The sequence below is a fragment of the Haloferax sp. DFSO60 genome (assembly GCF_046557615.1).
Classification (GTDB): domain Archaea; phylum Halobacteriota; class Halobacteria; order Halobacteriales; family Haloferacaceae; genus Haloferax.
The window spans coordinates 1,741,060-1,755,480 of the sequence record NZ_JBKIII010000001.1 but is presented as its reverse complement, the minus strand read 5'-3'; the positions used below and the strand labels follow the sequence as shown (position 1 = coordinate 1,755,480).

General features: G+C 60.8%; 12 protein-coding genes. 5 read left to right on the top strand and 7 right to left on the bottom strand.

From position 1 onward, the window contains the following. Positions 1-588: 588 nt before the first annotated feature. Positions 589-903, bottom strand: coding sequence for a non-histone chromosomal MC1 family protein (locus ACK509_RS09395; protein WP_410766224.1), 315 nt, complete (start codon positions 901-903; stop codon positions 589-591). Between the two features lie 243 nt (positions 904-1,146). On the opposite strand from ACK509_RS09395, the gene ACK509_RS09390 reads away from it, so the two are divergent. Genes ACK509_RS09390 through ACK509_RS09380 form a run of 3 tightly spaced genes read left to right on the top strand, consistent with a single transcriptional unit; the run spans position 1,147 to position 3,273 of the window. Continuing rightward, positions 1,147-1,344: a hypothetical protein gene (locus ACK509_RS09390; RefSeq protein ID WP_004044784.1), complete on the top strand. Its 198-nt coding sequence runs from the start codon at positions 1,147-1,149 to the stop codon at positions 1,342-1,344. 54 nt (positions 1,345-1,398) lie between these two features. Beyond that, positions 1,399-2,454 (top strand): quinone-dependent dihydroorotate dehydrogenase, encoded by a 1,056-nt coding sequence (locus ACK509_RS09385; protein WP_410766223.1) that lies wholly within the window; start codon positions 1,399-1,401, stop codon positions 2,452-2,454. 36 nt (positions 2,455-2,490) lie between these two features. Continuing rightward, positions 2,491-3,273, top strand: a complete 783-nt coding sequence (locus ACK509_RS09380) for a HEAT repeat domain-containing protein (RefSeq protein WP_410766222.1) — start codon at positions 2,491-2,493, stop codon at positions 3,271-3,273. A gap of 24 nt (positions 3,274-3,297) precedes the next feature. On the opposite strand, the gene ACK509_RS09375 is transcribed toward ACK509_RS09380, so the two are convergent. From ACK509_RS09375 to ACK509_RS09355, 5 genes are all read right to left on the bottom strand, one after another. Further along, positions 3,298-5,907 carry a valine--tRNA ligase gene (locus ACK509_RS09375; RefSeq protein ID WP_410766221.1) on the bottom strand — a complete coding sequence of 870 codons (2,610 nt, stop codon included), beginning with the start codon at positions 5,905-5,907 and terminating at the stop codon, positions 3,298-3,300. An 89-nt stretch (positions 5,908-5,996) separates the two neighbouring features. Next, entirely contained in the window at positions 5,997-7,202 is a 1,206-nt protein-coding gene (locus tag ACK509_RS09370) for a trans-sulfuration enzyme family protein (protein WP_410766220.1), read from the bottom strand. Positions 7,203-7,295: 93 nt separating this feature from the next. Continuing rightward, positions 7,296-8,165, bottom strand: coding sequence for an NmrA/HSCARG family protein (locus ACK509_RS09365; RefSeq protein ID WP_410766219.1), 870 nt, complete (start codon positions 8,163-8,165; stop codon positions 7,296-7,298). A gap of 162 nt (positions 8,166-8,327) precedes the next feature. Beyond that, positions 8,328-10,061 (bottom strand): phenylalanine--tRNA ligase subunit beta, encoded by a 1,734-nt coding sequence (gene pheT, locus ACK509_RS09360; protein ID WP_410766218.1) that lies wholly within the window; start codon positions 10,059-10,061, stop codon positions 8,328-8,330. Then, positions 10,061-11,560 carry a phenylalanine--tRNA ligase subunit alpha gene (locus tag ACK509_RS09355; protein WP_410766217.1) on the bottom strand — a complete coding sequence of 500 codons (1,500 nt, stop codon included), beginning with the start codon at positions 11,558-11,560 and terminating at the stop codon, positions 10,061-10,063. Before ACK509_RS09355 ends, pheT begins: the two co-directional genes overlap by 1 nt. A 305-nt stretch (positions 11,561-11,865) precedes the next feature. Between ACK509_RS09355 and ACK509_RS09350 the strand changes: the two genes are divergently transcribed. Further along, positions 11,866-12,132, top strand: a complete 267-nt coding sequence (locus ACK509_RS09350; protein WP_410766216.1) for a hypothetical protein — start codon at positions 11,866-11,868, stop codon at positions 12,130-12,132. Positions 12,133-12,151: 19 nt separating this feature from the next. On the opposite strand, the gene ACK509_RS09345 is transcribed toward ACK509_RS09350, so the two are convergent. After that, positions 12,152-13,297 (bottom strand): NAD(P)/FAD-dependent oxidoreductase, encoded by a 1,146-nt coding sequence (locus ACK509_RS09345; protein ID WP_410766215.1) that lies wholly within the window; start codon positions 13,295-13,297, stop codon positions 12,152-12,154. An 87-nt stretch (positions 13,298-13,384) separates the two neighbouring features. Here ACK509_RS09345 and ACK509_RS09340 point away from each other — a divergent pair, with 87 nt between their 5' ends. Beyond that, on the top strand, positions 13,385-14,404 hold the full coding sequence (locus ACK509_RS09340; RefSeq protein WP_410766214.1) for an ornithine cyclodeaminase family protein: 1,020 nt from the start codon (positions 13,385-13,387) through the stop codon (positions 14,402-14,404). The last annotated feature ends 17 nt before the right edge of the window (positions 14,405-14,421 follow it).

Genomic DNA, 14,421 nt, shown 5'->3' with positions numbered 1-14,421 from the left:
ATCAGATATCGTCTTACGGCGTACCGCAGGGGCGAAATCCTCATTTCCTTCGGACCTGAGTCGAAGTGATTCGTGGGTATAAACCCATCGAACCTGGTTCGGATTCGGTCCGTGAATCGAGACGCGTTGAAGCGCCTCGAAATCGCGTTGTTGTCTTGTGCATTCATTCGAAACGCCCTGTTACACTTAAGGGCGTCGTTTGGAGGGCAGTTCGGGAAGGTGTGTCATCCCGTGATTTGCCCGGACACCCTGAGTGTGTCAGCGCTCGAATTGAAGCCCCCTGGGGGTCGTCCCCTGGGGCGCTTCTTCACATTACTACCAATGCCGGGGTTACATAAAAGGCCGTCGAACCGATGGCTCTTCGTCATGCGGTTTCATGGCGTGGAGAAGGTGCGAAAAGCGTGGCAGTCGCTCACGAGTGAATGAGTATCGCGCGACTGGAGGCCGGTCGGTCATCCCTCGCATGTTACGTCAGGTCTGACCGGGTGTTGGTCGCGCAGCGGAAACTGTCGTGCCCGTACTCAAATGGCTATCGACTATGCGCTGTCCGTACGCGTACGCGTGTAAGAAATAACGTGCTACGACCGATTATTCGTCGAGGTGTTCAATCCCCTGCTTGGAGACGTTGCCCTTCGTGATTTCTCCTTCCATCCACTCCGGTTTGTCACCGGGGGCGTTGCTCGTCCACGCCCACGCGTTGAAGATGTGAACTTTGTCTGTGCCTTTCTCACGAAGCCGAATCTCTGTTGGATCCGATTTCGCATCTTCCTCAGAGCCAGCGGGGTCAAGCCGCCGTGCTGCTTTGAGTGCTGCCTGTCGTGGCATACTTCCTGAGAAAACGCTCGATTCATTACCGTTCTCCTCTCGGAGTACGAAGTTCCGTTTACCGTCCTCGCGTACCATGATTTTCCACCTCTATGGCAATGAACCACATGGCACATCATAAATATATCGCCGAATTTCGACCGACGACGGGGCCATGCTTATATACTCCTTCCGAATGTGGGACTGTGCGACCGAAGGCACTCACCCGACAATGACCATCCAAGTGAACAACACATAATCGTGCATGACTGTCGTGGTAAGTTGGGCGACGGAGACAACACTTATGTATTCGCTGCGGCGAACCAACGGATAGACCCCCAGATGGTCCGGAAAAAGAAGCTCAGTCCGAGTGGCGCCAAAGATGAGAACGGCGAGTACCACAACGTACACGTGAACCTTCACGAAGACGAACTCGCCGTCGCGGGAATGGAGATCGGTGACGAAGTATTCGTTCGAGTCCGTGACGGAAAGATCATCATCCAAAAAGCAGACCCTGACCAAGTCGAACACGACTTCTAAGTCGGGATTTCGCGGGCTCACTCAGACGGAGCCAACCGCGACACAGACTACGATATGAACCCATACCATCTCGCAAAACCGCTCCTCTTCTCACTCGCGCCCGAAACGGCGCACCAGTCGATTCACAGCCTGTTGCAACTCGCTCGCGGGACACCAATCGAATCCGCGCTCGAACAGCGGTACCGCGTGGACGACCCACGACTCTCGACGAGCGAGTTCGGCCTCGACTTTCCGAACCCCGTCGGTGTCGCCGCAGGATTCGACAAGAACGCGGAACTCCCGACGATGCTCTCGGCGCTCGGGTTCGGCCACGTCGAAGTCGGCGGTGTCACCGCGCACCCACAACCCGGAAACCCGCGCCCGCGGATGTTCCGTCTCCCCGAAGACGGCGCGCTCATCAACCGGATGGGACTCAACAACGAGGGTGCGGACGTCATCGGCAAGCGACTCAGCGGCGGTCCACATCCCGACATCCCTGTCGGTGTCAACCTCGCGCTTTCCGAGGTCACACCGACAGAAGACGCCCCGGAAGACTATCGCTACACCTACGAACAGGTCACAGACGGCGCAGACTACGTCGTCGTCAACGTCTCCTGTCCCAACAGTCAGGGCTTCCGTGAACTCCAGAACCGCGACTCACTGGAAGGCATTCTCGGCGAACTCGTCGATGCGGGCGCGGACCCGCTCTTAGTCAAGCTCTCCCCAGACCTTCCCGAACCAGCAGTCGAAGATGCCCTCGCCGTCGTGGACGAACTCTCCTTAGACGGCATCATCGCCAGTAACACCACCACGTCGCGCCCAGACTCGCTCCAGAATCCGAATCAGGCGGAGAAAGGAGGCCTCTCGGGCAAGCCAATCGAAGCCGAGGCGACCGAGATGATTCATTTCATCGCCGACCGAACCGACGTGCCAATCATCGGCGTCGGCGGCGTCTCTGACGCAGAAGGAGCCTACGAGAAGATTCGCGCGGGCGCGTCGATGGTCCAACTCTACACTGGTCTCATCTACGAAGGCCCGAGCATCGCGCGCGACATCAACGAGGGACTCCTCGACCTCCTCGAACGCGACGGCTTCGACTCGATAGACGAGGCTGTCGGCGTTGACCGCTGACGAAGCATTATATCGACGCCCGCTGTCAGTTTTCTCGTGCGAGCGTCACTACCTGGTCGAATCGTCGCATCACATCCCTCCGCAGTGTACCGCGGCACGGTGTACACGCAGGATGCTGTCTTCGAAGTCGAAGGCGTGCCGAAGTTCAACGTCTACGACCCGAGCAAACTCGTTAGCTGGGAAGTCGTCGGAACGGAACAGACCTGCGAGTTGTTCGTCTTCTGTGCAGTGATTACAGAGTCTCCAAAACAGGAACGGCGAGTCATCGTCGACGACGAGAATCGTCCCGTGTTTCGAGGTGAGGTGACCGAGTTGAACGTCGGCGAGGGTGGCAGGAAAGGCGTCCTCGACGTTGGGGCAGGAACGGTCCTGTTCGCACCCAGCGAAGCGGACGAACAACTCAACGTCGGCTCGTGGATTCAAATCACGCGAGGGGCGATTCACCTCCTCGACTTCGAAGGCTGGGACTCCTCCAAGGAGCGGTACGACCGGTTCGTGACGAGACTACGAGATGGAACAGAAGAAGAGCGACGAGCGGCAGCACGCTACTTCGGGAAGAACACAGCAACGAGCAGCCGAGATGACCTCGTCAGCGCCCTCCACTACGACGACAGTACAGCAGTCCGATGTGAAGCGGCTACCGCACTGGGTCGAATCGGAATGACGACGTACCCCGACGACGCGGAACGCCAGCACATCGAGTGCGAACTCAACCGTGCGCTGAAAGCCGAAGATGACGCCGTCGAAGAGGCCGCACACTTAGCACTCGACGATATCCGGCTAACGGACAAAAGCCACTACCACGGACGCGACTGGTAAAAGAATCAGCCGACAGGGAGCTGCTCAGTTCTTGACGATGACGAGCGCGCCCTCGGTCTCCACGAAATCACCGTCGCCGGAGTAGGTGCGCTCTTCTTCGACCGAGAACATGTCGGGGCCGAGTTCGACGTCCGCGACGAGCAGCGAGTCGCCGTCGAGTTCGTAGTCGTCCTGTGCGAGTGCGGCCTCGATATCCGGCACCTTGGCACCGAATTCGGGGCCGACGACCGAGTAATCGAGGTCGATACCCGCGATGACCGACTCGATAGGTGGTTCTGCGGTCGTCGAGGAGAGTTCTGCCACGTGCATCACGCCGCTGATGTCGTCTTCGAAGCCGTCGATGTGGCCGTAGACTTCGACCGAGTCGAGTTCGGTGTTGAGCGGCAGTTGGGCGTCGCTCTTGTACTTGCGCAGGGCACCGACGACAGCCATCGCCGTCTCGCCTGCTTCGAAGTCGGCGTCGAGGCCGAGTGGTTCGGGCCACGCCTGTTGGTGGACGCTCGAATCCTCGTCGTACATGTCGTGCCACAGTTCCTCGGTGATATGCGAGAGAACGGGTGCGAACAGGACGACGAAACGCTTGTGTGCAGTCTGGAGCGTGTAGGCCGCCGAAGGGTCGTCACCCTCGCGGAGACGCTGTTTGGCGATTTCGAGGTAGTCGTCACAGAACGTGTGCCAGAAGAAACTCCGGAGACGGTCACGTGCCTTCGAGAACTCGCGGTTTTCGAGTTTCTCGGTGACAAAGTCGATTTCGCGGTCGAGCGTCGCGAGGAGCCATCGGTCGATGGCCTTCAGCTCGTCGTGGTCGAACTCCTCGGGCGCATCCTCGGTCAGGCTCTCGACGAGCTTCGAGGCGTTCCAGAGTTTGCGCATCAACTTCTCGCCCGCGACGAGGCCCTTCTCCTGATACGGGAGGTCGTCGCCGACGGCGCTTCCGGCGGCCCAGTAGCGAGCGGCATCGACGGGGAACTTCTCCAAGACTTCGTCGGGCGAGACGACGTTGCCGACGGACTTGGACATCTTCTCGCGGTTCTGGTCGAGGACCATCCCGTTTATCATGACGCTGTCGAACGGCACCTCACCCGTGTGCTCGTAGCACTTGACGACGGTGTGGAACAACCAGAACGAGATGATGTCGTGGCCCTGCGGGCGCATGTCGAACGGGAAGAGTTCGGGCTTGTCCATCTCGAACTCCTCGGTGTCTGCGTTCCAGTCCCAACCAGCGTTGATGAGGGGCGTGAGAGAGGACGTTGCCCACGTGTCGAAGACGTCGTCTTCGGCGACGAACTCGTCGTGGCCACACTCGGGACAGGAATCGACCGGTGGGTCGTCCGAGAGCGGGTCAATCGGCAAGTCTTCCTTGTCGGCGACGACGACGTGTTCGCACTCGCCACAGTACCAGACCGGGAACGGAATCCCAGAAGAGCGCTGGCGGGAAATCGCCCAGTCCCACTGGAGTCCCTCGATCCAGTTCTTGTACCGAGTGAACATCTTGTCGGGGAACCACTCCATCGCCTTCCCAGCCTCAAGATACTCCTCGCGCTTGTCGAGCAGTTTGATGTACCACTGGTCTTTGACGAGGAACTCGACGCTCGTGCCACAGCGTTCGTGGACGTTGACGGTGTGAGTGATGGCGCGCTTGTCGAGCAGTGCGCCCGCGTCGTCGAGGTCGGCGACGATTTCTTCGCGTGCCTCACCCGACGAGAGACCGGCGTACTCGCCCGCCTCTTCGGTCATCGTGCCGGATTCGTCGATGGCGATACGGAGCGGCAGGTTGTGTGCCTGATACCACTCGATGTCGTTCTGGTCGCCGAAGGTACAACACATGACGAGACCAGTTCCGGTCTCCAAGTCCACGCGCTCGTCTTCGAGAATCGGGACCGTCTGGCCGAAGAGCGGAACTTCGGCTTCCTGTCCAACGAGGTCCTCGTTCTCGTCGTCGTCGGGGTGGACGAAGACGGCAACACACGCGGGGAGGAGTTCGGGTCGCGTCGTGGAGATGACGAACGAATCGTCGCTCTCGGCGACATCGAACTCGATGTCGTGGAAGTGCGAGTGCTGTTCGTCGTCTTCGGTCTCGACCTGTGAGATAGCCGTCTCACACTCGGGACACCAGATGGCCGGTGCGCGCTGGCGGTATTGGCGGTCTTTCTCGTAGAGGTCGATAAACGAGAGTTGGGAGACGCGCTGGACCTGCGGCGAAATCGTCTGGTAGGTGTTGTTCCAGTCGATGGAGATGCCGAGGCTCTGCATCTTCTCGTTGAAGTCGGCCTCGTACTCGGAGGTGACGTCTCGACAGAGGTCTTGGAACTCCTGTCGGTCGTAGTCCTGATGTTTGATTCCGAGTTCGTCCTCGGTCAGAAGTTCCGAGGCGATTCCGTTGTCGTCGTAGCCGAAGGGGAAGAACACGTCCTTCCCGCGCATTCGGTTGAACCGAGCGACGAAATCTTGGAGCGTCGCGCCGTAGACGTGGCCCCAGTGTAAGCTCCCGGAAACCGTCGGTGGCGGCGTGTCGATTGAGAAGACGGTATCCGAGTCTACCGCAGCATCCGGGTAGGCGTACAGGTCGTCATCGACCCACCTCTCTTGCCAGTTCGCTTCGACGGTTTCAGGGTCGTATTCTCCGCTCGGCATTGCGTTGGCGTATCTACCACTGGGTAGACTGTTAAACAACTCGGTTAGAAAGCGACCGACAGTGGAGTGAGAAAAGAGAGCGACTGCGGTTAGATTTCTGAGAGCGCCTGTTCGAGGTCCGAGAGGAGGTCATCGACGTGTTCGACGCCGACCGAAAGACGAAGGAACGAATCAGAGATGCCGAGGCGTTCACGCTCGGTCAACGAGAGCGGCGAGTGCGTCATCGTCGCGGGGTGTTCGATGAGGCTCTCGACGCCGCCGAGACTCACTGCAAGTGGGAACTCGCGCAGCCGACCGAGGAACTCGGCGGTTCCATCGAGGTCGGTATCGAGTTCGAACGAGAGGACGCCGCCGAATCCAGACTGTTGGCGGGCGGCGAGTTCGTGTTGCGGGTGCGACGCTAAGCCCGGATAGAGGACTCGCGTGACGGCCTCGTGCGATTCGAGGAAGCGGGCGATTTCCATCGCGTTCTCCTCGTGTTGGCGCATGCGGAGCGGGAGCGTCTTGATGCCGCGAAGCGTCATGTACGAGTCGAACGGCGAGAGCATCGACCCCATGCCGACGCGCTGGAGGAAGGCGAGTTCGTCCATGATGTCGTCGCGGTTGGTGACGACGGCACCGCCAATCGAATCCGAGTGACCGTTCAAGAATTTCGTCGTGCTGTGGACGACCACGTCGGCCCCGAGCGACAGCGGATTCTGGAAGTACGGGCTGAGGAAGGTGTTGTCCACCCCAAACGGAACGTCCCACTCGTCGGCGATAGCGGCGATTGCCTCGATATCACACAAGTGCATGAGCGGGTTTGTCGGCGTCTCCATCCAGATGAGCGCCGTATCGTCGCACATCGCTTCCTCGACGTTCGCGGTATCGGTCGCATCGACGAACGACACTTCGACACCCAGTTTCTCGCCGAACAACCGGTTGAGCATCGTCTTCGTGCCGCCGTAGAGGTCTTCGAACGCGACGATGTGGTCACCAGGTTGGACCGTCGCCATTATCGTAGACACGATTGCCGCCGTGCCCGAGACGAACGCGAGGGCGTGTTCGCCGCCTTCGAGGGCCGCAAGGCGGTGTTCGAGAGCGTTCCGCGTTGGGTTCGACAGGCGCGAGTAGAGATATTCGCCCGCGTCGGGGTCGAGTAACTCCAAGTCGGCGTCGGGGTCGATGTCGGGAACCGAATACGTCGAAGACAGATGGAGGGGGACGACGACGTCCTCAACACCCGGTGCGGGTGCCTGTCCGCGCTCGCCGTGGGTCACTGCCAGCGTCTCTCGAAGTAATTCATAATCGTTCATGCACAAAACGCAACGAGCCACAGCCTAAAGGTTTCTATCGTGCCGATATTGCATGCATGAAAGGAATCTCTCGGTTAGTAAAATTACCCAGGGTTATTTGACTGGGGCTGGTGCGGGTCGCCACGCGTCGTTCTCGTCGATGTGTTGTGCCAGCGTACGCGGGACGAGACCGAACCGAGACAGGTCGGGTCGGTGCGTACTGTACGCCCCCGCATCGAACCACTGGTACATGTCGGCGAGTTCGTCGCCACGAGAGTCACGATAGGCCGAAATCGGCGACTGAACGAATTCGACTGGATGGCCGAGTGCCTCGGAGAACGTCACTGCAATCTCCGAGAGCGTCAGGGCGTCACCCACGAGTTCGAAACTCTCGCCGAGGAATCGCTCAGGATCGGCAAACGCGGCGGCCGCGGCCCGGCCAACGTCGTCGGAGTCCACGAGGTGGAGAACAGTATCGGGAGAAACCGGGAGCGAGAGGGTTCCGTCTTCGATATCGGCCGCCATCCACGCGAAGTTCTGCATGAAGTAGCCCGGTCGGATGACCGTCGCTGGCAGATCGCGTTCTCGAATCCGCTGTTCGATGGCGAACTTCGATTGGAAGTGCGGAAGCGGCGAGCGTTCCGCGCCATCGACAGACGAATAGACGAAGTGGCCGATACCGGTGTCGGCGGCGGCATCTGCCACAGTCACCCCCTGTGCGAGTTCAGCATCGGGACCGTTCTCGAAGAACGTCGTCACACAGAAGACACCCTCGACACCCTCGAAAAGCGAGACCATGCGGTCGTAGTCGCGCATGTCGCCTTCGACGATGTGGACGCCACGGGAGACGAGGTCCTGCGCTCGGTTGTCGGTGAGGTCGCGCGTCAGTCCGTACACTTCGTGCTGGCCAAACTCGCCCGAGAGGAGGTGGTCGATAACAGCGCCACCTTGTTGTCCGGTCGCGCCGGTGACGAGAATTTTCATCGACTCAGATAGGCGATTCAGCGAGATAACGCCGCTGAGTCGGGAAAACGACAGAAGAGAGTCAGTGTGCTTACTTCAGCGCCGACAACTCGAACTCCCACCTTTTTCGGTGACTCGTTCCGCTCGTCACCGAAAAATCTGGACCAAAAAATGCCGGATGGATTACTTCAGCGCCGACAACTCGAACTCGAACGCCGCGACGGGCAGTTCGAGGTCGTGTTCGACGATAACGCGCGGGTGGAGTTCACCGATGACACCGACGTTCTCGCCGTCGATGACGACGGCCGCCGTCCGGCCCGGAATGAACGACGGATGTTCGATTGCGGGTGTCTCCAGTTCGACACCGAAGTCACGGCAGAGTACCGTGAGGCGACTCTTCGCGTCTTCGTAGGTCGCATCGTAGCGAGCGAGCGCCGCCGCGACGTGGCGAGATTCCGCGACTCGCGTGTTCTCCGAATCGTCGCGGTGGGCGACGTGGCCAATTTCCGCGATATCCTGCGGGTAGGCGCGGTGGGTGTTGTTCTCCAGAACCATCGTCAGCGACGGAAGCACCCACGACCGAAGCATGGTGTAGTCCTCGCTGTAGGGTTCAGTGATGGAGGCGGGTTCGCCGCCGCCGAGGACTTCTGAACCGGGTTCGATACCCATGCGCTCGTAGTTCTCTTCTTCCGAAATCATGTGGAAGTTCAAGAGGTCCTCGAAACCGAGGCCGACGAGCGACGTGCGGGCGGCGTCTTCGAGTCGAGAGCGCTCGTGGCGCTCGCCGACCGTGCCGACGTTCGGGTATCGTGGTTCGAGGTCGCCGAAGCCGTAGGCGCGGCCCACGTCGTCCACGAGGTCGAGCGGCGAGAGGACGTCCACGCGGTACGGGGGAACCGAGACTTCGTAGACGACTTCACCGTCGGACGACTCGGAGACGTCTCCCAATTCGGCGTTTGCGTCGAGACCGGAGCGTTCGAACAGGTCGATGACCTCGTCCATCTCCAGTTCGATACCGAGGATGGTCTCGATTCGGTCGTGGCTGACGTGCTTCGTCTCGACTTCGAGGTCGGGTTTGACGACGGTGCCGCCTTCGTATTCGACTTCGACCGATTCGATGGTCGCGCCGCGGGCGGCGAGCGCATAGCAGATGATGTTGCACATGCGGTCGATGGTCCACTGGTCGGTGCCAGTGAGTTCCACGAACAGGTCGCGGGAGTTCGTGGTCACCTCGGTCCGGCGGCCGTTGATGACCGGCGGGAACGAGAACAGGCCGATTTCGTCGTAGATGGCCGGATAGCGGTCGTATCCACGCACGAGGTCGGCGTACTTCTGTCCCGTTGCGTGTTGCTCCAGTACTTCCTCAGGCGTCCACTCGTCGTTCGAATCGAGCGCGACGAACGTGTCGCCGTCGGGTTCGATGCCCTTGTAGGTAATCGAGTTTCCAGAGGCGTCTTCAGACAGGACGTCGCCTTTCAGCATCGTCAGGTCGTGGATGCCGATTGCGCCCTTTGCGCGCTTTCGACCCATCGTCGCGTGCAGTTTCTCTTGCAGTTGGATGAGCGACTCCAGCGCCGGGTCGTCGAGGTCGACGCCGCGAACCACTGCACCCGTGACGTACGGACGCTCTTCTGGAACCGACTCGTCAACGACGATGGTCCAGTCGGGGTCGTTCGTGTTGGGGACGGCCACACCGCGAGCGTCGCCGTACTGGTAGCGAAGCGAGCGAGCGACACCCTCTACGGACAAGCGGTCCAGTCGGTCGGGGCCGAATTCGAGTTGGAACGCGCCGTCGTCGGTCACGCCCTCGAATTCGAGGCCGAGTGCGAACAGGTCGTCTTTGAACTCGTCGTCGGATTTGTCTTCGTGGCCGGTCAGTTTGCGGAGTTCGTCGGGTTGAACGTCTACTACGGGCATTATCGGAGTACCTCCGTTTCGCGGAGCAAGTCGAGGTCACACAGCGTTCCGTGTACGTCGCGGATGTCGTCGAAGCCGTACATGAGCATCAAGAGGCGTTCGAGGGCGAGACCCCACGCCATCACGTCGCATTCGACACCGAGGGGTCGAAGCACTTCCTCGCGGAACATCCCCGAGTTCCCAATCTCGATGAGTTCGCCCGTCTCCGGGTGGCGACCGAACAGTTCGAACGACGGTTCGGTGTAGGGGTTGTAGTGCGGTTTGAACTGGATATCCGTAATTCCGAACTGCGAGTAGAACTCCTCGAAGGTGCCCATCAGGTCGCGCACCGAGAGGTCTTCGGCCATGACCCAGCCCTCGATTTGGTAGAATTCGAGCAGGTGCGTCGGGTCGAGCGTGTCGTTTCTGTAAACTTTTTCGACCGAGAAGTACCGCTGCGGCGGTTCTAACTCGCCGATTTCGTGACCCGAGAGGTAGCGCATCGACAGCGACGTGGTGTGACCCCGAAGTGCGATGGCGCGGGCGAAGTCTTCGGACCACGGCGAGTGATAGCCGTCGCCGTCGTCGCCCACACCGTCGAGGTGCGCCGAGCGAACGCGGTCGATGAGGTCTTCCGGAATGTCTTCCATCGGCGGCACGTCGAGGGCGAAGCGGTCCCAGTGAGTGCGTGCCGGGTGGTCCTGCGGCATGAACAGACAGTCGTTAATCCAGAAGTCGGCGTCCGCGTGGGGCCCTTCCATCTCGGAGAAGCCCATGCCGACGAGGACGTCTTTCACGCGGTCAGCCGTCTGCCGGAGGATGTGTTTCTTGCCGCCCTGAACGTCGGGTGCGTCGGCTTCGACGTTGTACTCGGTGAATTCGACGTCTTCCCACTCACCCGTGGTGAGCATCTCGGGAGTGAGCCGCGAGACGGTCTCTGCGGTTTCGACACCCTCCATGAGCGCGTCCACACCTTCGTCGGTGAGAAGGACCGAGCGAATGGTCGATTCGTGGCGAACGACGAGGTTGCGGGATTCGAGTTGGTCGAGTACCTCGTCGTCCACCGACTCTCCATCGACGAGTGCTGCGAGTGCGGCGGCCTCGTCGTCGGCGTCGGGGTCGGCATCTGCGTCGGGGACGAGTTCACCCGAGTCGATGCGGCCGTAGCCCTTGCGCGCGAAGTTCGAGAGCGCGATGTCTACTTGGGGACCGGCGAGCGAGGACGCACCGATGACCTGTCCCATCTGGACGGGGTCGCCCGAGCCAACGTCGAGCGCGGCGCGGAAGAGGCGCACTTCTGGGAGGCCACTTTCGGCGTATTCCTCGCCCTCGTCGGTGAGTTCGACCGTCTCTTCGACCGTCTCGGAGACCGAGACGAGGCCCTCGTCGCGGAGGTCGAAGACCGCACCCGTGACCGTCTCGGGTTTGAGGTCTGTCGCCTCCGCAATGTGTTCGATTGTCTGTTCGTCTGTCGCGCTCGCGGTGTTCAACACCGCGACCTGTGATTCCGGAAGTCGCATCTGATTGTTGTCGTGTGAGCCGTCTGGTAGTCGGTTAGCAGTTTCGAAGGCTCGCCGTGCGGCGAGTGTGACCGAATGGGTCGGTTTCGTCCACCGAGCGTGGTCACGCTCGGGTGGAGTCCGCCGACCTCAGGCGGTCAGAAAGAAGAAGCCGAACCCGTCGGTGGTCGGTTCGCTCACGCGCGTCCGGCAAGTGGGTTCGGTTGCCATAGGGGAGCGATTGTGGGTTGCAAGTAAAAGCGTTGCGCGTCTCTCGCACGAATTCGGCAGAAAACGTCTAGTGAGAGCAATGCGACCACTCACGAATGAACGCCCTCCGGCACGCACTCGACGCGCTCGAAATCGGGGAAGAGGCCTCGCTCATCGTCAAACCGCCACACCGCCCGGACGACAGGGACGACATCGACGCGTTCGTCGTCAGAACTTCACATCCGTACGAATTTGACGACGGCACGACGACCTATCGCGTCGTCGAGGAAGACGAAGGCTATCGAGTACTCTCCTCGAAGGATGTTGCCGACCCGAAGCGCGTCTGCGGCGAGCTTCGAACCGTCGTGAACATGAGTACCTGAGCGGCGCGCTCGTCTGTTCTCAGGCGACGTTCTGTTCTGTCAGCGTCGCGCCCGACTCGAAGCGGTCGGCCGAGAGCGACGAGACATCGACCGACCCCGTATCCTCGCCGAGACACAGGTCAGCCACGGCGTGCCCGGTCGCTGGTGCGTGTTGGAAGCCGTGACCCGAGAAGCCAGCGGCGACGACGAATCCCGGTGCAGTTTCGTCTACGATTGCGTGGTGGTCGGGCGTGACCGCGTACAACCCCGCCCAGCCGTTTCTGATTCTCGTCTCCGGGCCGAAGTAGCCCGCGCAGTCGTCGGCTCGTTCGGTCGCTTCGACGGCCCACTCGATGTCCATCGACTGGTCGAATCGCTCGGGGTCTACGTCCGGGTCGTTCGCCGAGAAGTGCCCACCGACGAGTGCCGTCTCGTCGCGCTCCGGGCGGAAGTACGACCCCGTATCGAGGTCGATAGTGAGCGGCGCATCGGCCGGAAGGGGGCGTTCGGGTTCGACGACGGCCGCTTGGCGACGACGGGGCGCAATCGGGAGTTCGAGACCGGCGAGCGCGCCGACGTCCCGTGACCACGCACCCGCGGCGTTGACGACGTAGTTGGCTTTGAGCGTCTCGTCGGGCGTTTCGACTACCCACATGTCGCCGTCGCGTGAGAGTCCTGTCACCGGAGTCTTCGTCCGGATATCGCCACCCACGCTCCGGACTGCCTCGGCGAATCCTTGCACTGCAGAGTGTGGGTCGGCGATACCATCCAGCGGCGAGTACGTCGCCGCGACGAACTGCTCGGCGCGAAGTTCGGGGAGGTGAATTTTCGCCTCTTCCGGCGAGAGGAGTTCGCTCTGTGCCCCTGCGTCGTTCTGCATCGACACGTTGTCGCGGAAGGTCGCGGCGGTTTCCTCACGTCGGGCGACGAAGAGATAACCCGTCTTTCGGTAGTCGATATCGACGCCGAATGCGTGTTCGAAAGAGTCCCAGACGGGAATGCTCGCCAGCGAGAGTTCGACGTTCACGCGGGTCGAAAACTGGGTTCGGATGCCGCCAGCGGCGCGGCCAGTGCTTCCAGCGCCGAGCGTGCCTGCCTCGCAGACGGTGACGTGGACGCCGCGGTCACAGAGCGCGTGGGCACACGCGAGGCCAACGACGCCACCACCGACGATGAGGACGTGCATGGTCGATGTAGATTCAGGCCAGCGATATATGTGTGCCGTGGCACCACGGCACGAAACGTTCACCAGACCCCGGTGAGTAGTCGCTGTATGGTCCGAATTCTCTCTACGGACGTTATTCGCAGTCTTCTCTCGCTTCCAGAACTCTTCCCAGTCGTCGAAGAGGCATTCATCAAACAGGGACGCGGCGAGGTCGAACGACCGCCGAGACCCCACTTCCCGGTCGGTATCAACGTTGACAGGGTTCACGATGGAATCAACGAGGTGAATCCAGATGGCGAGTCCGAAAAATCCTCACCGCTCGGAACCGCCCTCACCATGCCCGCGTACATCCACGGCCGCGACGTGTACGCCACCAAACTCGCTGCCGTCCACCCGGGAAACACCGACCACTTCCTGCCGACGGTCAACGCACAGGTCGTCTTGACCGACGCGACGACTGGCCTCCCACTCGCACTCCTCGACGGAACGACGATTACGAGCGCCCGAACCGGGTGTATCGGGGGACTGGCCGCCGAGTATCTCGCCGCAGACTCGACTCGACTCGGCGTCCTCGGCGCGGGAACGCAAGCACGCTGGCAAACCCGCGCTATCGCCGCCATCTCTGACCTCGAAGCCGTGCGCATCTACTCGCCGAGCGACTCCCGCGAAGACTGTGCGGCCGACCTCCGAGCAGAAGGAATCCCCGCAGAGGCAGTCGATTCAGCGGAAAAAGCAGTCTCGGAAGCGAACGTCGTCGTAAGCGCGACCACCAGCGCGGACCCCGTGTTTGCGGGCGAATTGCTCGAAGCTGGCACGCTCGTCGTCGCAGTCGGTGCCTACACCGCCGAGATGCAGGAACTCGATGCCACGACGTTCGAGCGAGCCAGTCAAGTGTTCGCCGACGTGCCAGAAGAAGTCGCAGACATCGGTGATATTCGAGAGTCCAATTTGTCCGAATCCGACCTCACGCCACTCTCAGACGTGTTCGAAGGTGACGCTGGACGCGAGTCTGACGACGAAATTCTGGTCGTCGAAAGCGTTGGCTCGGCGGTGCTGGATGCGGCGACTGCCCAGTATCTCTACGAAAAAGCGAGAGAGCGGAACGTCGGCGAAGACGTTGGGTTGTAGCGTAGAAGGCATTTACA